The organism is Glutamicibacter uratoxydans (assembly GCF_006539925.1).
Classification (GTDB): Bacteria; Actinomycetota; Actinomycetes; order Actinomycetales; family Micrococcaceae; genus Glutamicibacter; species Glutamicibacter uratoxydans.
The window spans coordinates 26071-48695 of sequence record NZ_BJNY01000009.1 but is presented as its reverse complement, the minus strand read 5'-3'; the positions used below and the strand labels follow the sequence as shown (position 1 = coordinate 48695).

Sequence of the window (22625 nt, the reverse complement as noted above, 5' to 3'; positions counted from 1 at the left end):
TGACAGCGACAATCATAGCGGATCAACGCGGAGGGTTTCCGCATTGCCTGCCGCCGCCAGCGGATACAGATCTGGCCCGCGTCCGCCCCGGGCCGGGGCGTCGGCGGGCCAGATTGCTCAGCGGCTGCTGCTGCTCTTGCGCTCCTGCGGGGTGGAGACCGGGTCCCAGCCGCGGCGCACCGGGCGGTTGCCGGCGCCGGACTCGTCGCGCGAACGGTAGACGATGTACGGGCGGAACAGGTAGCCCACCGGGGCTGAGAACACGTGGACCAGCCGGGTGAACGGCCACAGCGCAAACAGCAGGCACGCGGTGATGATGTGCAGCTGGAAGAACAGCGGAACTTCCGCCATCATCTCCGGATGGGGCTGGAAGATGATCATCTCCCGGATCCACGGGGAGATCGACTCGCGGTAGGAATAGCCGCCGCCGAAAACCTGGTAGACCAGCGTGGCCAGGGTGCCGAAGCCCAGCGTCAGGCCAAGGAACACATACATGACCTTGTCCATCTTGGTGGTGGCCAGGAAGACCGGGCCGACGGTGCGGCGCCGGTAGATCAGGATGGCCAGGCCAGCCAGGGTCAGCAGCGCCGCGGCGGTGCCCATCCAGGTGGCGCCCAAGTGGTACATGTGCTCGTCGATGCCGATGGCGTAGAGCCATTCGCGCGGAATCAGCAGGCCCACCACATGCCCGGCGATGACCATGAGGATGCCGATGTGGAACATCGGCGAACCCCAGCGCAGCAGCCGGTTCTCATAGGTCTGGCTGGATCGGGTGGTCCAGCCGAACTTGTCGAAGCGGTAGCGCCAGATATGCCCGACGATGAACACCACCGCGCAGGCATAGGGCAGCGCCACCCATAAGAGGATCGATCCGGTACTCATGAGTCCCCCCTAGGACTGAATGGCGGAAGATTTCCAAGGAATGACAGTCCAACGGTTTCCGTCGGAGGACCTTCGCTGACCAGCGCCAGGACCCGTTCCTGGGTTTCGGCGTCCACCGGCGGCAGCGACAGCGTAATGGTGCGGATCAGATCGGCCCAGGGGCTGTGCATCGCCTCCAACGCCGCGCGCAGCACCTCGATGCCTTCGATGTGGGCCGCCAGCAGCGCCTCGGCGATCTCATCCTCGCTCTTGGCGGAGAACTCGAGCACCGCAGGCAGGTAGTCGGGCAGCTCGTCGGCTGAGAAGTCCCAGCCGGCCGCGCGGTAGGCCTCGATGAAGGTGACCAGTGCGGTGCCCCGCTTGCGGGTGTCCCCGGTGGCGAAGTAGCTCAGGTACAGGCTGCACTTGCGCTTCAAATCGAAGGTGTCCACGTACTGGCGCTGCAGCTCGGTGGAGCCGGTGGCCCGCGCCGTGTCGATGAACCCGGCAAAAAGTTCAGCGATCTGCGGTGGGATGCCGCCAAGGTGCGCCTCGATGGCTTCGAGGCGGTCGAACCAGTCGTTGTCCGGGTAGTCAAGCAGCAGCGAGCCGATCATGTGCACCGTGGCGCGCTGCGGCTTGCCCATCTTCACCGGCTCCAGGGTTCCTGGCAGCGGGCGTTTCGGGGTGACCCTGTTGAACAGGCGGGGGATGATCACTTCTCCTCCTCAGGCGGGAACAGGCCCCGCGGCTTGCCGTTGCCGTCCCAGTTCAGCAGGTTCACGCGTCCCGGGGTGGACGGGCGGTCTGCGGTCTGGCGGCTCTTCAGGGAGTTGTAGTTCTCGATGGCCACCGGCACCGGTTCTCCGGAGGAGGAGCCGAAGGGGCCCGCTCCGCCCATGCCCGGCCCGCCCTCGAAGTCCAGCGAACAGCCCATTTCCTCCAGGTCGTGGGCCTGCTCGGCGTGGGCCGGCGGGATCACATAGCGCTCCTCGTACTTGGCGATGGCCAGCAGCCGGTACATCTCCTCCATCTGCGCGCCGCTCATGCCCACCGCTTGGGCGATGGACTCGTCGCGCACATTATCCAGCGAGATGCCTCGCATGTAGGAGCGCATGGCCGCCAGCTTGCGCAGCGACAGGTCCACCGGCGCGGTGTCTCCGGCGCTGAACAGCTCGGCCAGGTAGCCGATCGGGATGCGCAGCTTGTCGATGGCCGCGAAGAGCACGCTGGCATCCTCGCCGTCATTGCCCGAGTTCGTCACCACGTCCACCACCGGGGACAGCGGCGGGATGTACCAGACCATCGGCATGGTGCGGTATTCGGGATGCAGCGGCAATGCCACCTTGTACTCGCGGATCAGCCGCCAGATCGGGCTGGCCTGCGCCGACTCGATCCAGTCCTCCGGGATGCCGCCGGCGCGGGCCGCCTCGATGACCGCAGGGTCATTCGGGTCAAGCAGCACATTGCGCTGTGCATCGAGCAGCTCGTGCTCGTCGGCAACGCTGGCGGCCGCAGCCACGGCGTCTGCATCGTAGAGCACCAGGCCGATGTAGCGCAGGCGCCCCACGCAGGTTTCCGCGCAGACCGTGGGCAGGCCCACCTCGATGCGCGGGTAGCAGAATGTGCACTTCTCCGCCTTGCCGGTGCGGTGGTTGAAGTAGACCTTCTTATAAGGGCAGCCGGAGATGCACATGCGCCAGCCGCGGCAGGCGTCCTGGTCCACCAGCACAATGCCGTCTTCTTGGCGCTTGTACATGGCGCCCGAGGGGCAGGAGGCGACGCAGGAGGGGTTCAGGCAGTGCTCGCAGATGCGCGGCAGGTAGAACATGAAGGCCTGCTCGTACTCGGCCTTCACCTCTTCGCTCATCTTTGCCAGCAGCGGGTCCTGGGCCATGGTCTCCAGCGAGCCGCCCAGGTTGTCGTCCCAGTTGGCGGACCAGGAGATCTTCATGTCCTTGCCGGTCAGCAGTGACTTCGGGGTGGCCACCGGGGTGTGCTCGCCCGAGGGCGAGTTCAGCAGCATGTCGTAGTCGTAGGTCCACGGCTCGTAGTAGTCGTGGATCTTGGGCAGCTTCGGGTTGGAGAAGATCCGCGAAAGCTTGTGCAGGCGCCCGCCGTCGCGCAGCTTGAGCCGCCCGCGCTTGTTCAGCGTCCAGCCGCCGCGCCACTTCTCCTGGTCCTCATAGGTGCGCGGGTAGCCGACGCCGGGCCGGGTCTCCACGTTGTTGAACCAGACGTATTCCACGCCGGAGCGGTTGGTCCACGCCTGCTTGCAGGTCACCGAGCAGGTGTGGCAGCCGATGCATTTGTCGAGGTTCATCACCATCGACATCTGTGCCATGACTTTCATCGGTACTGCACCTCCTGGTTGCGGCGGCGAATTGTGGTGACTTCGTCGCGTTGGTTTCCGGTGGGGCCAAGGTAGTTGAAAGCCCAGGCCAGCTGGCCGTAGCCGCCAATCAGGTGGCTTGGCTTCATCAAAATGCGGGTCAGCGAGTTGTGGATGCCGCCGCGCTTGCCGCTGGTCTCCGCGATCGGCACATCCACCGTGCGGTCCTTCGCGTGGTACATGTACACGGTGCCCTCCGGCATGCGGTGCGAGACAATTGCGCGGGCAACCACCACGCCGTTGCGGTTATAGGACTCGATCCACTCGTTGTCCTTGACCCCGATCTTCGCCGCATCCTGCGGGGACATCCAGATGGTGGGGCCGCCGCGGGACAGGGAGAGCATGAACAGGTTGTCCTGGTACTCGGAGTGGATTGACCACTTGGAGTGCGGGGTCAGGTAGCGCACCGAAACCTCGGCGTTGCCGGATTCGTGGGAGCCCACCTCGCCCAGCCTTGCGTCGCCGAACAGCCGGTGCATATCCAGCGGCGGGCGGTAGATCGGCAGCGTCTCGCCCAGTTCCTGCATCCAGTCGTGGTCCAGGTAGAAGTGCATGCGCCCGGTCAGCGTGTGGAAGGGCTTGAGGTGCTCGACGTTGATGGCGAACGCCGTGTAGCGCCGCCCGCCGTGCTCCGAGCCTGACCATTCAGGGGAGGTGATGACGCTGCGCGGCTGGACCTGCACATCGTGGAAGTTGATGCGCGAGCCCTCGTGCTCCTCGGAGAGGAATGCCATCTTCTGGCCGGTGTGCTCTTCAAGCTGCTTGAACCCTGCGGTGGCAAGCCGGCCATTGGAGGTGCCGGAGAAGGCGAGGATCATCTCGCAGGCCTTCTGGTCGGTATCCAGCTTGACCGATCCGTCAGGCGTTGCGCCGTTGCGCTGGCGCAGCGCCTGGATCTCGGGCTCCACCTGGTACTTCACGCCCTTGGTCACCATGCCCAGCTTTCCGGTCAACGGGCCTAGGGTGCTCCAGTGCTCGTAGAGCTTGGTGTAGTCGCGTTCCACCACTGCCAGCTTGGGCATGGTCAGCCCCGGGACCAGCGGAGCGTTGTCCGGCACCTGGCCCTTGATGGTTGCCATGGCATCGGGGGTGTCGTGCTGCAGCGGGGTGGCCACCAGGTCCTTGCGCACGCCCAGGTGCTTGGCCGAATATTCGCCCACGCGTTTGGCCATCAGGCCGAACAGGTCGAAGTCGGTCTTGGTCTGCCATGGAGGGGCGATCGCCGGGTTGAAGGAGTGGATGAACGGGTGCATGTCGGTGGATGACAGGTCGTATTTCTCGTACCAGGTGGCCGCCGGGAACACCAGGTCGGAGAACAACGTGGTACTGGTCATGCGGAAGTCGGCGGTGGCCAGCAGGTCGAGCTTGCCTTCCGGCGCTTCATCATGCCATTCCATCTCCACCGGGCGCTGGCCCGGGCCTGCTTCCGGCGCACGCACCGAAGCATCGGTGCCCAGCAGATGCTTGAGGAAGTACTCATTGCCCTTGCCGGAGGAGCCGAGGATATTCGCACGCCAGACCAGCACCACGCGCGGGAAGTTCTCCGGCGCGTCAGGATCTTCGGCGGCGTAGGCCAAGGACCCGTCGTTCAGCGAATCCACCACGTGGGCTGCAGGTTCCTTGCCGGCAGCTGCCGCCTCATCCACCAGGTCCAGCGGATTGCGGTTGAAGGTCGGGTAGCTTGGCATCCAGCCGCGCTTGATGGATTCCACCAGGCAGTCGGCGGTGGTGCGCCCGTCGAACTGGCCCTTGGCCAGCGGGGAGGCCAGCGAATTGGCGGGCAGCCCGTCATAGCGCCACTGGTCGGTGGCAAGGTACCAGAAGGCGGTGCCGATGGTGTGCCGCTGCGGGCGGTTCCAGTCGCCGGCGGCCGCGTACTGCTGGTAGCCGGTGATCGGGCGGACCTTTTCCTGGCCCACATAGTGGGCCCAGCCGCCTCCGTTGACGCCCTGGCAGCCGGTCATCATGGTCAGCGCCAAGAAGGTGCGGTAGATGGTGTCCGAGTGGAACCAGTGGTTGGTGCCCGCGCCCATCAAGATCATCGCCTTGCCGCCGGATTTCTCCGCGGTGTCCGCGAATTCCCGGGCGATGCGGATGGCCTGCTCCGGCGGGACGCCGGTGTGCTCTTCCTGCCAGGCAGGGGTGCCGGGGGTGGAAGCGTCCATGAAGCCTTCAGGCCATTGGCCGGGCAGTCCCTCGCGGCCCACCGCGTACTGGGCAAGCATCAAATCGAAGACCGTGGTCAGCTTCTTGCCGGCGATCTCAACTACCGGTACGCCGCGGGTGACCACGCCCGAACCGCCTGCATGCTCCTGGCCGACTTCAGGGGCCAGGTCGAAGCGCGGAAGGCTGATTTCTGCGCTGGTCCCGTCCCAGCTGTTCAGGTCCATGACCGACAGCGCCGGGGTGATGTCTCCCAGGTCCAGGTTCCACAGGCCCTTGTCCTTGGCGGAGAAGCGGTGTCCCAGGGTGCCGCGCGGCACCCGGGCAGTGCCGTTGACATCCAGCAGGGCGGGCTTGAAGTTGGCGTTTTCTTTATCGTCCAGGCCCAGGTCCGCCGCGGTGAGGAACTTTCCCGGGACCGGGGTGCCGGTGGCCTCGTCGATCTCCACCAGGAACGGGGAGTCGGTGTAGCGGCGCATGTACTCCTCGAAAGGTGCCGTGCGCTTGTCGACGTAGTGTTCCTTGAGGATCACGTGTCCCATGGCAAGACCCAGCGCCGCGTCGGTGCCTGGCTGCAGTGCCACCCATTCGTCGGCGAACTTGGTGTTGTCCGTGTAGTCCGGCGAGACCGTGACCACCTTGGTGCCGCGGTAGCGGGCCTCGGCCATGAAGTGGGCGTCAGGGGTACGGGTGACAGGGACGTTGGAGCCCCACATGATCAGATACTGCGAGTTGAACCAGTCTGCTGATTCCGGCACGTCGGTCTGGTCGCCGAAGACCTGCGGGCTGGCCACCGGAAGGTCGGCGTACCAGTCGTAGAAAGACAACATGGTGCCGCCGATGAGGTTCATATAGCGTGAACCAGCACCGTGCGACACCATGGACATTGCAGGGATGGGGGAGAAGCCGGCGATCCGGTCCGGGCCGTACTTCTTGATCGCATAGACCTGAGCGGCAGCGGCGATTTCCATTGCCTCGTCCCAAGTAGTACGCAGCAGTCCGCCCTTGCCGCGGGCCTTCTTGTAGCGCTTGGCCTTCACCGGATCCTCGACGATCGAGGCCCAGGCCTCGACGGGATCGCTGTATTCAGCCTTGGCGCTGCGGTACATCTGGGCGAGCACGTCGCGGATGTACGGGTAGCGCACGCGGGTCGGCGAATAGGTGTACCAGCTGAATGCGGCGCCGCGGGGGCAGCCGCGCGGTTCGTATTCGGGGGAATCAGGACCTACGGAAGGGTAGTCGGTCTGCTGTGTTTCCCAAGTGATGATGCCGTCCTTGACGTACACCTTCCAAGAGCAGGATCCGGTGCAGTTCACACCGTGGGTGGAGCGCACGACCTTGTCGTGTGACCATCGATCACGGTAGAAAACGTCGCCCTTGCGCCCTCCTGAAAGGAACATTGCGCGAAGATCGTCACTTGTTTCGCCGGGACGCAAGAATTTGCCCAGTGAAAGCAACGAATTGGCAAGAGGTCCATCTGTGGCCGGTTGTGTGTGGTTTGGCCGATCGGTCATGCCGGGTCTCCCTAACTGTGACTGGTTGCCTCTAGCCTCGTCCTTTGCCCGTGAAGTTTCAAGTGCCCTGCACATATGTTCAGGTGTCAACCATCACCGGTTTACTTGGGAAAATGTCTGACAGGACACTAGCAAGTACGAGAGTTAGCGCTTATGGTGCTCAGTAGAAGCAGATCGATCACCACCAACCACACGACCCTCTGGAGGGGTTCCGAATGAGTGAAAAAGACTCATCGACCAAAACCGATACTAGCCCCGCGCTTCGGGGACAGCTTCCGCAGGTGCTGCTCGCAACACTTGCCAGTGCCGTTGGATTCTGGGCGTGGATGCTCATCGCCCCAATCCAGAAGTATTACTCAGAAGGCATGAACCTTTCCGAGGGCCAGATCTCGCTCATGCTTGCCGCTCCGGTCTTAGTCGGCGCACTCGGACGCATCTTTACCGGCGCACTCACAGACCGCATGGGCGCCCGCAAGATGTTCACCATTGTCCTGCTGGCCAGCGTGCCGGCGGTGATGCTGGTAGCGCTCGCCGGATCCATCAAGAGCTATCCGCTGCTGATTGTCGCTGGAACCCTGTTGGGCATCGCAGGCACGATCTTCGCCGTCGGCGTCCCGTTCTCCAGCGCCTGGTTTGAGCCTCACCGCCGTGGTCTGGCCAACGGCATCTTCGGTATGGGCATGATTGGCACAGCGATTTCGGCTTTTGAAACCCCTCGTCTGCTGCGCGGCTTCGGCTACTTCGGCACCCACTTGTTTATCGCCGGCCTGCTGATTCTCATGGCGGTTCTGGTGTGGTTCTTCATGCGCGAATCGCCTGTGTGGAAGCCGAACAAGCAGCCGCTGATTCCGAAGGTCTTGGGGACCCTGAAGCTGCCGATCACCTGGGAAATGTCATTCCTCTACGGCATCGTCTTCGGCGGATTCGTGGCGTTCTCGACCTTCCTGCCCAAGTACCTCGTGACCATCTACCCCGACCAGGTCGACCCGGTCGGCGCTGGTACGCGAACCGCGCTGTTCGCTGTGGCGGCCGTGATCGCCCGCCCAATCGGCGGTGTGCTGGCCGACAAGTTCGGCCCGAAGATCATCGCGCTGATCTCGCTGGCAGGCATCGTCTCCCTGGCCTACGCGGTGGGCCAGCAGCCGGCAGAGGGCATCCTCACCGGCATCACCTTCATCTTGATGGCTTCGGCAATGGGCCTTGGCATGGGCGCCGTCTTCGCTTGGATCGGCCCTTCGACTCCTCCTGAGAAGGTGGGTGCGGTATCCGGCGTGGTGGCAGCGGCCGGCGGCCTCGGCGGCTACTTCCCGCCACTGGTCATGGGCGCTACCTATCATGCTGAAACCAACTCCTACGCCTTGGGGCTCTGGTTCCTGGTGATCGTGGGCACCTTTGCCCTGGTGGTTGCCGGCATGTTGCGCGGTACAAAGGGCCGCGGAGGAATGTAGCTTCCAGGTATGGAAGAAATTGCAGCACTTTTCGATTCGCGGGGCCAGGCCATCGGCCGGGCCCCGCGTTCGCGCGTGAGGGCAGAAAACCTTCACCACGGCGCCACGGGGATCGTTGTCTTCAACAAAGATGCACAAATTTTCATCCACCAGCGCACCTGGATTAAGGACGTCTATCCCGGACGGTGGGATTTCACCGCCGGGGGAGTCATCCAGGCCGGTGAAATACCCGATGAATCGGCCCAGCGGGAACTGGCTGAAGAACTTGGCATCGACAGCGCCCTGCATCGGCTGCCCGATGGGGAATACAGCGACGAGCACACCAGCTACCACGCATTCCGCTACTGGACAGTGACCACAAAACAACCGATACTGCAGGAATCTGAAGTTCTCCAGGGGCAGTGGACCAGCGTCGAGGAGCTTTTGGCGAGGATCCGTGAAGTTCCACAAGAATTCATGCCGGATTCAATTGCATTATTCTTGCCCTGGCTAGATGGCTTGCGTGTTGTTCCGCCAACTTCTTGATAAACAAGTGTTGCTTGCATAGCCTTGGAGCATGAAGAAGATCAGCTTGCTTGGGATGCCCCTCTTCGCTGTTGTTGCGGTGCTAGCCTTCTCGATTCCCAATGTCCTCATGGGCGTGCTGGCGACGCTGGCCGCTCTTTTGTCGATGGCCCTGATGTTGATGTCCCTTCGTGCTGAGCCGGAGGAGCTGTGACCAGCCGGTAAAATTGTGCTTATGGCAATTGGCGCAACGATGTTTACCTTTGAAATCCAGCTTTCGGACATGGACCGGGGCGTCTATGAAGAACTGTCGCTGCGGGTAGCCCAGCACCCCTCAGAAACCGATGCCTACATGGTGACGAGGGTCTTGGCCTATTGCCTTGAATATGATGAAGGCATTAATTTCGCTGCCGGAGGCGTGTCCTCTGACGATGAGCCGGCAGTGCTCATCAAGGATCTCACCGGATTGATTACTACCTGGATTGAAGTCGGTGCTCCCGATGCCCAGCGCCTGCACTTCGGCAGCAAGCAGGCCGAGCGAACCGCTGTCTACACCCACCGTGACCCGCAGCGGCTGCTGGCTTCATGGAAGGGCAAGACGATTCACCAGTCGCAGGATATTTTGGTGCGCTCTTTCGATCCGAAATTCATCGACGCCGCGGCGCGCGAACTGACCCGGCGCAATAACGTTTCACTCTCCGTGACCGAAGGCCAGGTCTACTTGGAAATTAATGGCACCATGCTCGAAACGCAAATCCAAGAACACGAAATCGACTAGTGGCCTTCTTTAGCTCGCTTGTTTGAGGGGTTGCATTTCCCGGAGTCATTCATGCGATGAATTTATGAGAATAATACAGCGCTGAGTATTGGGCGACTGCACCGGGTTTTAAGATGCATTGATGAGTGCGCTCGAGTTTCGTGAGTTTGGGTGCTGAGAAGTTATAGGCATCCGTGGTGATTCGTTCTTAATTTATTGGATCGCCTATCGTTGCGAATTCGCCTGTGTTTGGTTTAATGGCGCCACTTGAACCAAATACTAATTTAGATTCACTGGTGTCAACTTTGTGGCATACGCTCTAACTGGAACATTTTATAAATGCACTAGTCATCAAGATCTTTATTTTTTGTTAGGTTTTTCTAAAAAGATTCTACTGTTTTAATTCTGCGCTATTGATATCTTCGTCCTTACGAATCTTCAACGACGAAGAAAGGAATGGGCATGAAGCGGTTTCTAGCTACAATTTTGGCCGTGTTTTTAGCACTAGCAATGTTAGTTGGCGTCGTTCCTGCAGCCCAAGCGGATAGCACACTAACAGTTCGACTTGGTCCTGCTCAGTGGTTTGTAGAACCTGCACTGAGTGCTGGAGGAAAGAATCTTCCTGTCATGGGCACTGTTGGCACCGGGACGAGAATAACAGTTCGGTGTTGGGTGCGTGGGCAGAAGATCTACAGCAATGATTACAAACTTACGAGCGACCTCTGGTACCGAGCTTCTAACGGCTGGTATGTCAACGGAGCCGATTTCACGAGCAACCAGACTTCTGCACCTTCCGGTATCGCTGAATGCGGGGCAACCGTTCCCGGGCTGAGCACGCAGAAGTGGTACACCATTCGCGCGAATCACAGCGGTAAGGTGCTTGACGTTGCCGGTGGAAGTACGACTTCAGGTACAAAAATTAGACAGTGGACGGCAAACGGCTCAGCAGCTCAACAGTTCCGGTTCATCAAGTTGGGAGCTACAAGCCACAGGGGCGCTTTTTATCGCGTCGAGTCCAAGGTGGCAGGGACGAACCAGTGGGATCTCTCGGGGAACGAGATAAACCAGAACGGGGTCAAACTTCAAATTTGGGGAGCCCAAGGATGGTCATCCCGAGATTCGCAGTACCTGGTTTACTCGCCGACAGGTTCACTTCGGGATGTACAGTTTCGACCGCGTCACAATACCAACAAGTGCCTAGATATTCAGGGTGGCAACACCTCAACTTGGGATGGAGCCGCCGCACTTATTTGGGATTGTGGGGCTGGCGCTAAGAGTCGTTCATTCACTTTGACTGCTGTAGCTGATGTCTACACTGATCCCGGTTACCGGCTCCCTTTTACCAAGGGAGCGCAGTACAAGATCACGCAATCACCGCAAGATTCGTTCTCCCACAATGATGCCTACAACAAGACGGCAGTTGATTTCGCAATGAATACGGGAACTCCAATTCGTGCATCTGCTTCTGGGCGGGTGTACTTCGAAGGCTGGGTTACGAGTGGCGCGGGCATCCAAATTCTTGTTGACCACGGTGATAACAAGTGTGCTCAATACGCACATTTGAGTCGAACAATTATCGACCGAGGGCAGTACGTATCCAGGGGACAGATTATTGGATACTCGGGAGCTACGGGAAATGTCACTGGGCCTCACCTGCACTGGGCAATGGTGAACTGCAACACGCAGACGAGTCGGGAGATTATCAATACTCTTGAACACGGTCGAATTTATCCCAAGGGAACCTATAGCAAGCCAAGCCAGAATGGCTAGCTATGCCGTCATGATGTAGGGAACGTATGGAAACCCCACCGGTGTTCGTTTTGGGAAGTTGTATCTAAAGAGGGTGCCCGTAAGAGAAAATTTTTCGCTTACGGGCATTCTTCATGCTCGGGGTGCAGATCGAAGAGTACGAAATCGACTAGTGCTCTGTGCTGGCTGGCCGCCGCTCGACCAGTTCGGCCAGCTGTTCGGTGACCAAGGTCCATCCTTCCACCAGCCCTAGTTCTAGATGGAGCCGGTGGGCTTCCTTGTTGCCGTGCCTTGCAGTGATTCGATAGAGCGTTCCTTCTGGGTGCGCTTCGAGGCTTACCTCGCCGGTGACAGCCACCGGCTGGGGCGCAGCGGGCCGCAGTGCACTGTCGACGGCGTTGGTGAAAACGATCTTCTTCTCCTGCTCGACAATCAGGAACGCGGCATCCATGTGCGGGCTGTAAACCTTGCCATCCTCGCTCATGTTGGTAATGAAGCCTCCGCCGGAAGATACCTCGAAATGCTCGACGCGGCAAAGATAGGGTTTGGGAATCCACCATTGGGCAAATGAGGAAGGGCTCGTCCACGCGTCCCAAACCGCGGGCACCGGTGCATGGATCAGCTTTTCGACTGTGAAATCAAGATCGGCGTCCATAGCATTCCTTTCTTGCAGAGTATCGTGTGGTGCTACGCGATGCGCCGGAACCGTGGGCCGCTGTAATCCTCGCGCTCGACATTTTCTTCAAACATTTCCAGTGGGCGTGCCCAAAAGCTGTAGTCGCCATAAAGCGTGCGATAGAAAACGAGCGCTTCCTCGGTCTCGCTGTGTTTGCCAACGGCAAGGACTTCGTAGCGCTGCCCTTTGAAGTGTTCGTAGATTCCAGGCTCAACGCTCATGGATTGCGGCCTTTCGACGTGGACTGCAGTTCTTCGATCAGCCGTGCTGTTCGGGTGTCCTAAGAATATCTGAAGATCCCGACCCGGCACCTGGACCAACCGATGCTGAAGGGCGAACTCGAATGGTCATGTCGTCAACATTCGGCAGATGCTTTTTGACGGAAGCTTCAGCGGCGAGGGCCACCTGATCGGCCTGCTCTGCGGTCGACGCATCAGCGATCACGACGGCATCGCCATGCAGCCGGTGGCCCATCCAGCGAAGGCGAACCTGCTGGACTTCAGCGATCTCTGGCAGGTGTTCAAGTGCATGCTCTGCCCGTTCGACCAGTTCTGGTTCGATGCCGTCCATCAGCCGGCGGCCCACCGACTTAACCGTGCCCACCAGCAGTACAGCGATCATCGCCGAGATGAGCAGTCCAATAATCGGATCTGCCAACGGGAATCCCAGCAGGACGCCTGCCGCGCCGATCACCGCTGCCAGTGAAGTGAATCCGTCGGTGCGGGCATGAACGCCGTCGGCGACCAGCGCGGCCGAACCGATTTTCCTTCCAACCCGGATGCGATACATGGCAACTGCCTCGTTGCCCAAAAAATCCAACAATGCCGGCGGCGATGACCCAGCCAATATTTTCCATGGGCTTCGGATCGATGATCCGGGTGATCGCTTCCCAGGCCGCGATGACCGCCGAGAGCGCAATCATCAGGACGATGAACAGGCCGGCGAGATCTTCTGCGCGGTTGAAGCCATAGGTATATTTTTTGGTCGCTGCACGCCGCGAAAGGACAAAAGCGATCCACAAGGGCACCGCTGTCAGCGCATCGGAAAGATTGTGGATGGTGTCGGCTAAGAGCGCGACAGAACCGGAGAATGCGACGATGAATGCCTGGACTGCCGTCGTAGCGAGCATGATAACCAGGCTGATTTTCAGCGCGCGGATGCCTTCTGAGTGGGCTTCCATGGCGTCGTCGATCGAGTCGGCGGCGTCATGCGAATGCGGGACGAAGATTCCATAGAGGAAGCCCTTGATTCCTGTGGGGTGCGAATGACCGTGGTCATGGTCGTGGCCGTGCCCATGAGCGTGGTGCCCGTGATCATGGTCGTGATGATGCTGCGTCATGCTTGGCCTCGGTCTTTGTGGTGGTGGCGCGGAGTTCCGCCCAGTGAATGTTCTGCCTGGAAGATGGCATCGCTGACAAGCTGCGAGGCGTGCTCGTTCTCCAGCTTGTAGAAGACTTTTTGCCCTTCCTGGCGGGTGGACACGATGCGGGCCATGCGGAGCTTGGCTAGATGCTGCGAAACTGCGGCCGGCGACTTCCCGACGATTTCTGCCAAGTGGTTCACCGAGAGTTCTGCGCCTCTGCGCAGCGCCAAGATGATGCGTACGCGCGTAGCGTCTGCAAGCAGCCCGAAGACTTCCACCGCAAGTTCAACGTACTGCCCATCCGGCTCTAATCCGCATATCTTCTTATCTGCATCCATACGCAGATTATTGAACAAAGGACTTTGCTCGACAGTAAATTTCGCATTGCAAGATTTTAATTCTAAAAACCTTGTTTAGTGATGCAGGTCACTGATAGTGTCCTAGGTGCGCGCAGGCGCCCTGGATCAGCAGACAGGCATAACTGAGCTGGCATTTCATTTTTGTCAACGAAAGGAATGTCGGCCGTGCCGAACATTACTGCCCTGTGGATCAAGAATCCGCAAGGAATCCTCAGCTCCACCGACGCCGCCAATGGCATTGTCGTTCAAGGCAACAAGATTGTTGAACTCGTCCCTACAGGGGCTGTGCCGACCACCGCGTACACCCAGGTATTCGACGCCAGCAAGCATGTGATCACCCCGGGCCTGGTCAACACCCACCACCACTTCTACCAAACGCTCACCCGCGCATGGGGGCCGGCAGCCAATGCGCCGCTGTTCCCGTGGCTGCAGAATCTCTACAAGGTGTGGGCGCGGCTGACTCCAGATGCCTTAGATGCAGCAGTGCGTGTGGCTTTGGCGGAGCTCCTGCTGTCGGGCTGCACCACGGCGGCCGATCACCACTACCTGTTCCCCGAAGGCATGGACGAGTCAATCGATATCGAGGTGGCCGCGGTGCGCGACTTCGGCATGCGCGCCACACTCACCCGGGGCTCGATGACCCTAGGGGAGAAGGACGGCGGGCTTCCTCCGCAGTCCACGGTGCAGGACCTCGATGTGGTCCTGGCCGACAGCCAGCGCCTGATCGAGAAGTACCACCAGAGCGAGGAAGGGGCCACGATTCAAATTGCGTTGGCGCCGTGTTCCCCGTTTTCTGTGACGACGGATGCCATGCGCGAAAGCGCGAAGCTGGCAGAAAAGTACGGCGTACGGCTGCATACCCATCTGGCCGAGACGCTGGATGAAGAAGAATTCTGCCTTGAACGCTTCGGCCTGCGGCCGCTGGACTATTTGGACAGCGTCGGCTGGCTGGGACCGCAGACCTGGCTGGGCCACGGCATCCACTTCAACGCCGATGAAATCCAGCAACTGGGCGCTGCGGGAACTGCGGTGGCCCACTGCGCAACGTCCAACATGCGCTTGGCCTCGGGTATCGCCCGGGTGCTGGAGCTTGAAGCTGCCGGCGTCCCCGTTGGCTTAGGTGTCGACGGCTCGGCATCCAACGACGGATCGAACATGATCCTTGAAGTCCGCCAGGCACTGTACCTGCAGCGCCTCCGCTATGGAGCTGATGTGCCGGTGCAGCGCGCGCTGAACTGGGCTACTGCAGGCTCGGCCAAGGTGCTGGGCCGCAGCGACATCGGAAAGATCGAGGTGGGCATGCAGGCTGATCTCGCCTTCTTCACCACCGATGAGCTGCGCTTCTCGGGAAGCCACGATCCGATTGCCGCACTGCTGCTGTGCGGTGCAGACAAGGCCGACCGCGTGATGGTTGCGGGCCAGTGGCGTGTTGTCGACGGAGCTATTCCAGGCTTGGATCTTCCAGAGCTGATCCACCGCCATACCAAACATGCAAAGGCGCTGGTTGACCTTGATGCTCCGGTCCGCCAGTACGCATAGCTAGGGAGGAAAGAAAATCATGTCTAGTTCACGCATTAGCACCGCTGCGCAGCAGAAGCGCGGCCAGCGGCCGGAGGATGAGCGCCTGCCCATGGCGCAGAACATCGGCTTCGGCTTGCAGCATGTGCTCACGATGTATGGCGGCATCATTGCCCCGCCGCTGATCATCGGCACCGCAGCGGGCCTCGGCGAAGCCGAAATCGGCGTGCTGATCGCTTCCTGCCTGTTCGTCGGCGGCCTTGCCACCGTGCTGCAGACGGTGGGCATTCCGTTCTTTGGATCCCAGCTGCCTCTGGTGCAGGGCGTTTCCTTCGCCGGTGTTGCCACCATGATTTCCATTCTTGAAGGCGGCGGTTCCATCGCCACCGTCTTCGGCGCGGTGATCGCCTCGTCGATCATCGGCTTGCTGATCACCCCGGTCTTCTCGCGGATCATCCGCTTCTTCCCGCCGGTGGTGGCAGGAACGGTGATTACCACCATCGGCCTGACCTTGATGCCGGTCGCAGCCGGCTGGACCATGGGAGGCAACGCCAAGTCCGAAGACTATGGATCGGTGCAGAACCTGGCATTGGCAGGAGCCACACTGGTGCTGGTGGTGCTCTTCAGCAAGGTCGGCGTGGCAGCGGTGTCCCGGCTGTCGATCCTGCTGGCCATGGTGGTCGGAACGATTATCGCAGCGGCTACCGGAATGGCCGACTTCAGCAAGGTACTGGACGGCCCCGTGTTCGCCGTCCCGCAGCCTTTCGCCTTTGGCATGCCGGAGTTCCAGGTAGCCGCAATCCTGTCGATGGTCATCGTCATCCTGGTGACGCTGACCGAGACCTCGGCAGATATTATTGCGGTCGGCGAGATCGTTGGCACCAAGACTGATGCCCGGCGGGTCGGCGACGGCCTGCGCGCGGACATGATCTCCAGTGCCATCTCCCCGATCTTCAACTCCTTCACACAGAGCGCTTTCGCGCAGAACGTGGGCTTGGTGGCGATCACCGGCGTGAAGAGCCGCTTCGTCGTGACGGCCGGCGGCGGAATCCTGGTCATCCTCGGGCTGCTGCCGGTGCTCGGACGCTTCGTGGCTGCGATCCCCACCCCGGTTCTCGGCGGCGCAGGCATCGTGCTTTTCGGCACCGTGGCCGCTTCAGGCATCCGCACCCTGTCCACAGTGAAGTACGAGGGCAATATGAACCTTGTGATCGTGGCCGCGGCGCTGGGCTTCGGGATGTTCCCGATCGTTGCTCCGAACATCTACGACCAGTTCCCCAGCTGGTTCGTCACGATTTTCCACTCTGGCATCAGCTCCTCGGCCATCATGGCCATCGTGCTGAACCTGCTGTTCAACCACCTGAAGATCAAGGGAAACCGACCGCAATCGGTGATGGCCGAGGCCAGCAACCGGCGGATTTCCTCGGCGATGCTCGGCGAGCTGCAGGAAGGCGACTACGTGCAGGACGGCAAGCTGTACGACTCGAAGTCGAACCACATTCCATGCGCTGACTAGCGCTTCATCCATATTGAACAGGCGGCCGCTGCTTAAAGCGCAACGGCCGCCTGTTTTCATCGACGGTAGGGTGATGTGGGATCGATTGTCCGCAAGCTCAGATTTTGCTTTGCTCGTTCGCTGTGGCTGTCCGCATTAGTTGTCTTGCGGCGAAGCCGAGCAAAGAATAGAAGCCCCATCCAGCCAGCGTCCGACGGCGGAGAAACTTTAAGATTCCGTCGCTTTCCCTAGCGATGACGGTAGGGTTTAAAAAACTCCCAGGGCGAAAAATTACGAGGCTATAACGGAATGATTTCACTATGTTTGCCCGGAATCTTCCGCGACTTTGTCTCGATCTAAGCGCGATTTTGAATCGAAATGTTGGCGCCGCCAACAATCCTAGCGGACAATTCACCTATCCGAACGGCTGGTTATCGCATCCAGCGTAGGCGTCCATCTTTGGCAGTTTTGCAGGTCAAAGTATTTCCTGCACTCGATACGCCTTTAGAACCAGCGCCGGAACAGAAAGCACCACCTCGAACGGTGCCTAGAGTGGATTTTCTTGACGGTGCAGGATTTGTCTTGGCTGTTGGCTTCGGTTTTGGCTTTGCTGTTGCCTTGGGTGCAACCTTCGGTACTGGTTTAGCACTCGCCTTGGGTTTTGGCTTGGCGGATGGTTTTGGGGATGGTTTGACCGTTTGCTTTGGTGCCGGTTTGGCCGTTTTTTGCGGGGTCGGTACGACGGCAGCCTTCGGTGTAGGTGTTGAAGCTAGTGTGGCTGTGGGAGGAATGTCCTTGGTCGCAGCGCTGGTTGCAGTTGATTCACTTAATGGTTTTGCCGATTCCGTAGTTGAAGCGGTTGGAGAACCAGATGTTGTGGATGCATGGGATGGAACTACCGCGGGGGTTGGATTGGTGTTCTCGCTAGGGCTGCAAGCTGCAACTGAAAGGGACAGCGCGGCAATTGCGAGTATGGAAAGTGGCTTCTTCAAATCTATCTCCTTGGGTATTCCCTTGATTAAAACTTAAAGTTTTCCATGAATCCAACCGACTAGCTTGTGCAAGACTAGGTGTAGGCGATTTAATCGCTCAAAATCGAGTACATTTTCGAAGTTTGGGAAGTTATTGACACTTTCGACTAGGTGGCTTTTACGAACCAATTGATTTACTCGTCTCGTGCCACCTTGCGGTGGCGCGGGGTTATCAATGGGTTCAGCAAGAGCGAGCCTCGCAGAGGAAGCTGCCTCTTAGTCTTCTAAAAGTTGGCGCAGTGACCAACCTGCTTGTCGTTGATTTGCTCATCTATTCTCCCCCTGCCTTGTCTCATGATGGCCAAGGAATCGATTCCTAGGCCTCCAAAATCTCGCCATCAAAATAAGCTTCTCAGCCAACGCGGACCCTGCGGGGTAAAGAAAAACCCCGAGAATTCAATGATTCTCGGGGTTGCTCTACGCGGTGACGGTGGGATTTGAACCCACGGTACGGGGTTACCGTACACAACATTTCGAGTGTTGCACCTTCGGCCGCTCGGACACGTCACCAGACCTGATAACTCTATAACGAACCACAGGTGAAAACCAAAACGAGAACCGGTTAATTCAAGCTAAGTGGTTCGAAACACATTTTGCTCAGCGTTTGGAACGGAAGAAGTCCTGCAAGATCTCCGCACATTCCTGTTCTTTGACCCTCGGATAGACTTCCACCCAGTGGTTCAACCGCGGTTCGCGGACAATGTCGAAGACCGAGCCGCAGGCCCCGGCCTTTTCATCCCAAGCGCCGAATACCAAGCGCGGAATGCGCGAGAGCACGATGGCTCCGGCACACATGGCGCATGGCTCCAAGGTGACTACCAACGTGCAGTCTTCCAAACGCCAGCTGTCGTCCTGGCCCTGGGCGGCGAGCGCCGTCACAGCGTTGCGGATGGCGATGACTTCGGCATGGCCGGTAGGGTCTTTGACGGCTTCGCGCTCGTTGCGCCCGGTGGACAGAACGTCGCCGGTGGGGGAGATGATCACTGCCCCGATGGGTACGTCATCTGTTGTGAGGGCCGCCCTGGCTTCGGCAAGGGCGAGGTCCATCCAGGCTTCGTGTTCGCGGTTCATAGTTCTCTAACCTTACGTGTTCAGCCTCTTTGGTGTTTTCTTGGGCACTTAATCAGTGCCTAGGCCCGGAAATTGCGCGGATTCCCTCGTCTATTCAAAGCCTGTGCTGATAGATTTCTAGACATGCGCGTACAGGTAGTCGACCACCCGTTGGTGGCACATAAGGTTTCGGTTCTTCGAGACAAGAACACCCCGTCCTCGATCTTCCGCCAGCTGACCGATGAGCTGGTCACCCTGCTGGCCTACGAGGCAACTCGAGAGGTGCGGACCGAACAGGTTGAGGTCGTCACCCCGGTAGCCACCACCATGGGCACCAGCATCGCCAAGCCGACCCCGCTGGTCGTCCCGATCCTGCGCGCTGGCCTTGGCATGCTCGAAGGCATGACCCGCCTGGTTCCGACCGCTGAAGTCGGCTTCCTGGGCATGGCCCGCAATGAAGAGACCCTGGACATCATCACCTACGCAGACCGCGTGCCGAATGACCTGACCGGCCGCCAGGTCTTCATCCTTGATCCGATGCTGGCCACCGGCGGCACCCTGGCCGAGGCCATTAAGTTCATCTTCGACCGCGGGGCAGAATCGGTGACCTGCATCTGCCTGATCGCCGCGCCTGAGGGCGTTGAGCGCCTGCAGAAGGCCCATGGCGACAATGACGAGGTCCATGTAGTTCTTGCCTCGCTGGACGAGAAGCTGAACGAAAAGGCCTACATCATTCCTGGCCTTGGCGACGCAGGCGACCGCCTGTACGGTGTGACCCCGCCTCCGATTTCCTAATCGGCCCGCAGGGCTTTTCGAAGAAGCACGCACAAGGGCGGACAGTTCGCATGAACTGTCCGCCCTTGTGCGTGCTTTGAACAGAAGCCGGCAGAGGCTAGGCCCCGGTGGTGTGCTGGGTCGATGCAGCAGTGCCGGTGTCCTGCCCGGCCTGCGCCTCGTCGTAGAGCGGCAGCCTGACTTCGAAAGTGGTGTTGCCGGGCGACGACTCGACGCTGATTGAACCGCCGTGGGCCTCGACGATGCTCTTGGCAATCGGCAGGCCAAGCCCCGTCGTCCCATCAGAGCCGGAGCGTGCCTTGTCCGCTCTGGTAAACCGTTCGAAGACCTTCGGCAGGAACTCGGGGTCAATGCCTTCGCCGGTGTCGTGCACGCGCAGCACTGCCTCGTCGGTGTCCAGATCCTGGCTGACTGTCATGGTGACGGTATTGCCCGGAGTGGTATGCTTGCGCGCGTTGGCCAGCAGGTTGGTGATGACCCGGCGCAGCGAGGACGCATCGGCATTGACGAAGGTCTGCGGATCCTCGCAGTCGAATTCCCAGATGTGGTCATCAGCTGTGACACGGAAGTCCTCGGTGATGTCGGCGGTCAGCAGTCCCAGATCCAGCTTGGCGCGGCGGAAGGAGTTCGCCTCGTCCAAGCGCGCCAGCAGCAGCAGGTTCTCGACCAGCGAGCTCATGCGGCTGCTCTGCTGAAGCACCCGCTCCACCGAACGCTGGCCGTCCGGGGAGAAATGCTCGGTGGCGGCAATCAGTTCGGTGTAGCCGCGGATCGAGGACAGCGGCGTGCGCAGCTCGTGGGATGCATCGGCAACGAATTGGCGCATCTGCGCTTGGGACTTTTCGCGCACGGTCAATGCTGTGGAGACGTTGTCGATCATTGCGTTCAGCGCATAGCCCACATTGCCGACTTCCGTACCCGGAGTGGCATCGCTGTCGTTGACCCGCTGGGTCAGCTCCACCTTGCCCGAATCAAGATCCGCATCGGCCACCGAGGTGGCAACGATAGCCACGCGCTTGAGCGGAGCCAGCGACCTGCTGATCAGCCATGAGCCGGCCAGGCCTGCACCGACAATCAGGATCATTGCAATGAACAGGGTCAACCACGCCATTTCGCGCAGCGCCATGTCGGTATCCGCCAACGGCAGGCCGACGACCAGCACGGAGTTGGACCCTGAATCCTTGACCGCGACCAGATAGTAGTCGCCCACGGTCAGCTTGGCTCGGCGCGGGTGGAAGTTGCCCGGGGTGCTCACATCGCTGACCGGCAGCTGCACCATCGGGATGGCGTCCTGCTGGCCCAGCTGCTTGAACTCGCCAGTCTTCTTGTCCAGCACACCGCCGAAGAACACCAGGCGGTCGAAGCGTGCGGTCAGTGTGCCTGCCGACTGGCCGGGAGCCTGGATTTTCCCATTGCTGATGTCTGCCGAATAATTCAGCGCGCGTTCGGTCGTCAGCTTGAGCTGCTCGCCGACCTGGTCCATCAGCGTCTGGCGCATGCCGGCGTTGTAGAGGACCCCGAGCAGCACTGAAACTGCGGTGACCGAGGTAAGCAAGATGATCATCAGCGTGCGCTGCAGCGCATGCGGCGAGCTCACCTTCGGGGTTGAGGAGAACATGCTCATGCAGCAGGCTTCAGCACATATCCCACACCGCGCACGGTATGAATCATCGGTTCTGCATCAACGTCGATCTTCTTGCGCAGGTAGGAGATGTACAGCTCGACGATATTCGCCTGCCCGTCGAAGTCGTAGTGCCACACATTGTCCAGGATCTGCGACTTGGAGACGACTCGGCGTGCATTGTTCATCAGGTAGGAGAGCAAATCGAATTCGGTGGCGGTGAGCTGGATTTCGCGGCCGGCACGCGAAACGTCATGGGAGTCTAGATTCAGCACCAAATCGCCGACAACAAGTTCAGCGGTATCGGCGGTAGTAGCGCCCGAGCGTTCGACCAGACGGTGCAGGCGAATCAGCACCTCCTCAAGGCTGAACGGCTTGGCGACATAGTCGTCGGCGCCCGCTCCGAGTCCTTCGATGCGGTCTTCGACAGCATCCTTTGCCGTGAGGAAGAGGACGGGAACTTCGGGCAGATGGGTGCGGACTTTGCGCAGCACTTCTGGGCCGTCAAAGCCTGGAAGCATCCAGTCCAGAACGAGTACGTCAGGAGTCAAAGCGCGGGCAGTTGCCACTGCTTCGGGGCCGTCGTGAGCCATGGTTGCTTCCCACCCGAGCATGCGGGTTCCCATGGCAACTAGCTCTGCCAGCGATGGCTCGTCGTCAACCACGAGCACCTTGATTGGTGTGCCGTCAGGGTGGGTCAGGCGCGGCAGCTGTGCTGGGGAAAATCGAGAATCGTTCATGTTTAACAGCTTCTCCTATTGCCTTGGGCTGACTTTATGTTTTACCTGTGCAGACGCTATGTCCGTATGTCGATTTTATGCGGGAAATTTGCAAACAGATAGTGGTTAATTTGGTCAAGGGCTGGGTATGGCGAATGTTTGAACTATGAGCACTGGTATTGGGTGTATGAATATTCACATCAGTGCACCCTCTAGGCAGAATGTATATTTTTCGCGATCGAGCCTGAGCATATTGAGTAGTTAAGCGTTTAGATAGTAGAGAATTGACTAAAGTGTCGGGCGTCACGTTTGGACATTATTGTCTCGCATTGTGGACATAGACCCCCATTGTTACTTGCAAGTTGTCAATGTTACGAGGAAACTAGATGTGTGAGTAAGGCGCAGAGCAGTAAAAGGCACCCCGGCGATTGGACGCTGATGGTTCCTTCAGGCTGTCGTCGAATGCTCGGCGTCAACGGTGACGCGTCGAATTTTTCAACTTTGGAAATTTGATTGACCTTTAGCCGTTGACGGGAAACCCAACTGCTGCCGGTGGATGAAGGCCTCCAGCAGCGCAAGAAAAACCCGAAGCATCAGCGCCAAATCACTT

19 protein-coding genes, 1 tRNA gene and 1 pseudogene are annotated in these 22625 nt (G+C 59.7%); 9 read left to right on the top strand and 12 right to left on the bottom strand.

The genetic code is table 11. The features are described from left to right. Positions 1-117: 117 nt before the first annotated feature. The 4 genes from narI to AUR04nite_RS08805 are packed head-to-tail and all read right to left on the bottom strand — an operon-like array spanning position 118 to position 6930. Positions 118-882: a respiratory nitrate reductase subunit gamma gene (gene narI, locus AUR04nite_RS08820; RefSeq protein WP_141364069.1), complete on the bottom strand. Its 765-nt coding sequence runs from the start codon at positions 880-882 to the stop codon at positions 118-120. Further along, on the bottom strand, positions 879-1580 hold the full coding sequence (gene narJ / locus AUR04nite_RS08815) for a nitrate reductase molybdenum cofactor assembly chaperone (RefSeq protein ID WP_246055462.1): 702 nt from the start codon (positions 1578-1580) through the stop codon (positions 879-881). The genes narI and narJ overlap by 4 nt, the downstream gene beginning before the upstream one ends. Beyond that, positions 1577-3214, bottom strand: a complete 1638-nt coding sequence (gene narH, locus AUR04nite_RS08810; protein WP_141364067.1) for a nitrate reductase subunit beta — start codon at positions 3212-3214, stop codon at positions 1577-1579. Before narH ends, narJ begins: the two co-directional genes overlap by 4 nt. Then, positions 3211-6930, bottom strand: coding sequence for a nitrate reductase subunit alpha (locus AUR04nite_RS08805; protein ID WP_141364065.1), 3720 nt, complete (start codon positions 6928-6930; stop codon positions 3211-3213). Before AUR04nite_RS08805 ends, narH begins: the two co-directional genes overlap by 4 nt. A 215-nt stretch (positions 6931-7145) precedes the next feature. Here AUR04nite_RS08805 and AUR04nite_RS08800 point away from each other — a divergent pair, with 215 nt between their 5' ends. The 5 genes from AUR04nite_RS08800 (at position 7146) to AUR04nite_RS08785 (ending at position 11409) form a co-directional block, all read left to right on the top strand. Further along, on the top strand, positions 7146-8378 hold the full coding sequence (locus AUR04nite_RS08800) for a nitrate/nitrite transporter (RefSeq protein ID WP_141364063.1): 1233 nt from the start codon (positions 7146-7148) through the stop codon (positions 8376-8378). Between the two features lie 9 nt (positions 8379-8387). After that, the gene (locus AUR04nite_RS08795) at positions 8388-8903 is read left to right on the top strand and encodes an NUDIX domain-containing protein (RefSeq protein ID WP_141364061.1); all 516 of its coding nucleotides are present in this window, start codon (positions 8388-8390) and stop codon (positions 8901-8903) included. A gap of 31 nt (positions 8904-8934) precedes the next feature. After that, the gene (locus AUR04nite_RS17905) at positions 8935-9096 is read left to right on the top strand and encodes a hypothetical protein (protein ID WP_170184153.1); all 162 of its coding nucleotides are present in this window, start codon (positions 8935-8937) and stop codon (positions 9094-9096) included. 21 nt (positions 9097-9117) lie between these two features. After that, positions 9118-9660, top strand: coding sequence for a YaeQ family protein (locus tag AUR04nite_RS08790; RefSeq protein ID WP_141364059.1), 543 nt, complete (start codon positions 9118-9120; stop codon positions 9658-9660). Positions 9661-10101: 441 nt separating this feature from the next. Continuing rightward, a complete protein-coding gene (locus AUR04nite_RS08785; RefSeq protein WP_170184152.1) occupies positions 10102-11409 on the top strand; it encodes a peptidoglycan DD-metalloendopeptidase family protein in 1308 nt (435 codons plus the stop codon). Positions 11410-11557: 148 nt separating this feature from the next. Here AUR04nite_RS08785 and AUR04nite_RS08780 read toward each other — a convergent pair whose 3' ends face one another. The 4 genes and pseudogenes from AUR04nite_RS08780 to AUR04nite_RS08765 form a co-directional block, all read right to left on the bottom strand. Next, complete coding sequence (locus AUR04nite_RS08780; RefSeq protein WP_141364055.1) at positions 11558-12043, bottom strand: SRPBCC domain-containing protein; 486 nt, start codon at positions 12041-12043, stop codon at positions 11558-11560. A gap of 32 nt (positions 12044-12075) precedes the next feature. Then, complete coding sequence (locus AUR04nite_RS08775; protein WP_141364053.1) at positions 12076-12285, bottom strand: DUF1653 domain-containing protein; 210 nt, start codon at positions 12283-12285, stop codon at positions 12076-12078. 37 nt (positions 12286-12322) lie between these two features. After that, positions 12323-13403, bottom strand: a pseudogene (locus AUR04nite_RS08770) (cation diffusion facilitator family transporter). Next, positions 13400-13765, bottom strand: a complete 366-nt coding sequence (locus tag AUR04nite_RS08765; protein ID WP_170184151.1) for an ArsR/SmtB family transcription factor — start codon at positions 13763-13765, stop codon at positions 13400-13402. Before AUR04nite_RS08765 ends, AUR04nite_RS08770 begins: the two are co-directional and overlap by 4 nt. Before the next feature lie 177 nt (positions 13766-13942). Here AUR04nite_RS08765 and AUR04nite_RS08760 point away from each other — a divergent pair, with 177 nt between their 5' ends. The 3 genes from AUR04nite_RS08760 to AUR04nite_RS18030 all read left to right on the top strand — a co-directional run bounded on the left by AUR04nite_RS08760 (position 13943) and on the right by AUR04nite_RS18030 (position 17828). Next, complete coding sequence (locus tag AUR04nite_RS08760) at positions 13943-15325, top strand: 8-oxoguanine deaminase (protein ID WP_218024670.1); 1383 nt, start codon at positions 13943-13945, stop codon at positions 15323-15325. A 19-nt stretch (positions 15326-15344) separates the two neighbouring features. Continuing rightward, complete coding sequence (locus tag AUR04nite_RS08755; protein WP_174787866.1) at positions 15345-16820, top strand: nucleobase:cation symporter-2 family protein; 1476 nt, start codon at positions 15345-15347, stop codon at positions 16818-16820. A 438-nt stretch (positions 16821-17258) separates the two neighbouring features. Next, a complete protein-coding gene (locus AUR04nite_RS18030; RefSeq protein ID WP_174787865.1) occupies positions 17259-17828 on the top strand; it encodes a hypothetical protein in 570 nt (189 codons plus the stop codon). A 424-nt stretch (positions 17829-18252) separates the two neighbouring features. On the opposite strand, the gene AUR04nite_RS08745 is transcribed toward AUR04nite_RS18030, so the two are convergent. After that, positions 18253-18340, bottom strand: a tRNA-Ser gene (locus AUR04nite_RS08745). 87 nt (positions 18341-18427) lie between these two features. Further along, positions 18428-18901 carry a tRNA adenosine(34) deaminase TadA gene (gene tadA / locus AUR04nite_RS08740; RefSeq protein ID WP_141364047.1) on the bottom strand — a complete coding sequence of 158 codons (474 nt, stop codon included), beginning with the start codon at positions 18899-18901 and terminating at the stop codon, positions 18428-18430. A 123-nt stretch (positions 18902-19024) separates the two neighbouring features. On the opposite strand from tadA, the gene upp reads away from it, so the two are divergent. Further along, complete coding sequence (upp, locus tag AUR04nite_RS08735; RefSeq protein ID WP_141364045.1) at positions 19025-19675, top strand: uracil phosphoribosyltransferase; 651 nt, start codon at positions 19025-19027, stop codon at positions 19673-19675. A gap of 97 nt (positions 19676-19772) precedes the next feature. Here the strand turns inward: upp and AUR04nite_RS08730 are convergent, their stop codons facing one another. Continuing rightward, entirely contained in the window at positions 19773-21299 is a 1527-nt protein-coding gene (locus tag AUR04nite_RS08730; protein ID WP_141364043.1) for a sensor histidine kinase, read from the bottom strand. Then, positions 21296-22036 (bottom strand): response regulator transcription factor, encoded by a 741-nt coding sequence (locus AUR04nite_RS08725; protein ID WP_141364041.1) that lies wholly within the window; start codon positions 22034-22036, stop codon positions 21296-21298. Before AUR04nite_RS08725 ends, AUR04nite_RS08730 begins: the two co-directional genes overlap by 4 nt. Between the last annotated feature and the right edge of the window lie 589 nt (positions 22037-22625).

Excerpts from the sequence above, each read along its gene's own strand:
- upp (WP_141364045.1), top strand. The coding sequence starts at position 19,025 with ATGCGCGTACAGGTAGTCGACCACCCGTTGGTGGCACATAAGGTTTCG.
- AUR04nite_RS08755 (WP_174787866.1), top strand. The coding sequence starts at position 15,345 with ATGTCTAGTTCACGCATTAGCACCGCTGCGCAGCAGAAGCGCGGCCAG.
- AUR04nite_RS08780 (WP_141364055.1), bottom strand. The coding sequence starts at position 12,043 with ATGGACGCCGATCTTGATTTCACAGTCGAAAAGCTGATCCATGCACCG.
- AUR04nite_RS08765 (WP_170184151.1), bottom strand. The coding sequence starts at position 13,765 with ATGGATGCAGATAAGAAGATATGCGGATTAGAGCCGGATGGGCAGTAC.
- AUR04nite_RS08775 (WP_141364053.1), bottom strand. The coding sequence starts at position 12,285 with ATGAGCGTTGAGCCTGGAATCTACGAACACTTCAAAGGGCAGCGCTAC.
- narI (WP_141364069.1), bottom strand. The coding sequence starts at position 882 with ATGAGTACCGGATCGATCCTCTTATGGGTGGCGCTGCCCTATGCCTGC.
- AUR04nite_RS08795 (WP_141364061.1), top strand. The coding sequence starts at position 8,388 with ATGGAAGAAATTGCAGCACTTTTCGATTCGCGGGGCCAGGCCATCGGC.
- tadA (WP_141364047.1), bottom strand. The coding sequence starts at position 18,901 with ATGAACCGCGAACACGAAGCCTGGATGGACCTCGCCCTTGCCGAAGCC.
- AUR04nite_RS08805 (WP_141364065.1), bottom strand. The coding sequence starts at position 6,930 with ATGACCGATCGGCCAAACCACACACAACCGGCCACAGATGGACCTCTT.
- AUR04nite_RS08760 (WP_218024670.1), top strand. The coding sequence starts at position 13,943 with ATGTCGGCCGTGCCGAACATTACTGCCCTGTGGATCAAGAATCCGCAA.
- AUR04nite_RS08725 (WP_141364041.1), bottom strand. The coding sequence starts at position 22,036 with ATGAACGATTCTCGATTTTCCCCAGCACAGCTGCCGCGCCTGACCCAC.
- AUR04nite_RS17905 (WP_170184153.1), top strand. The coding sequence starts at position 8,935 with ATGAAGAAGATCAGCTTGCTTGGGATGCCCCTCTTCGCTGTTGTTGCG.
- narH (WP_141364067.1), bottom strand. The coding sequence starts at position 3,214 with ATGAAAGTCATGGCACAGATGTCGATGGTGATGAACCTCGACAAATGC.
- AUR04nite_RS08790 (WP_141364059.1), top strand. The coding sequence starts at position 9,118 with ATGGCAATTGGCGCAACGATGTTTACCTTTGAAATCCAGCTTTCGGAC.
- AUR04nite_RS08800 (WP_141364063.1), top strand. The coding sequence starts at position 7,146 with ATGAGTGAAAAAGACTCATCGACCAAAACCGATACTAGCCCCGCGCTT.
- AUR04nite_RS08730 (WP_141364043.1), bottom strand. The coding sequence starts at position 21,299 with ATGAGCATGTTCTCCTCAACCCCGAAGGTGAGCTCGCCGCATGCGCTG.
- AUR04nite_RS08785 (WP_170184152.1), top strand. The coding sequence starts at position 10,102 with ATGAAGCGGTTTCTAGCTACAATTTTGGCCGTGTTTTTAGCACTAGCA.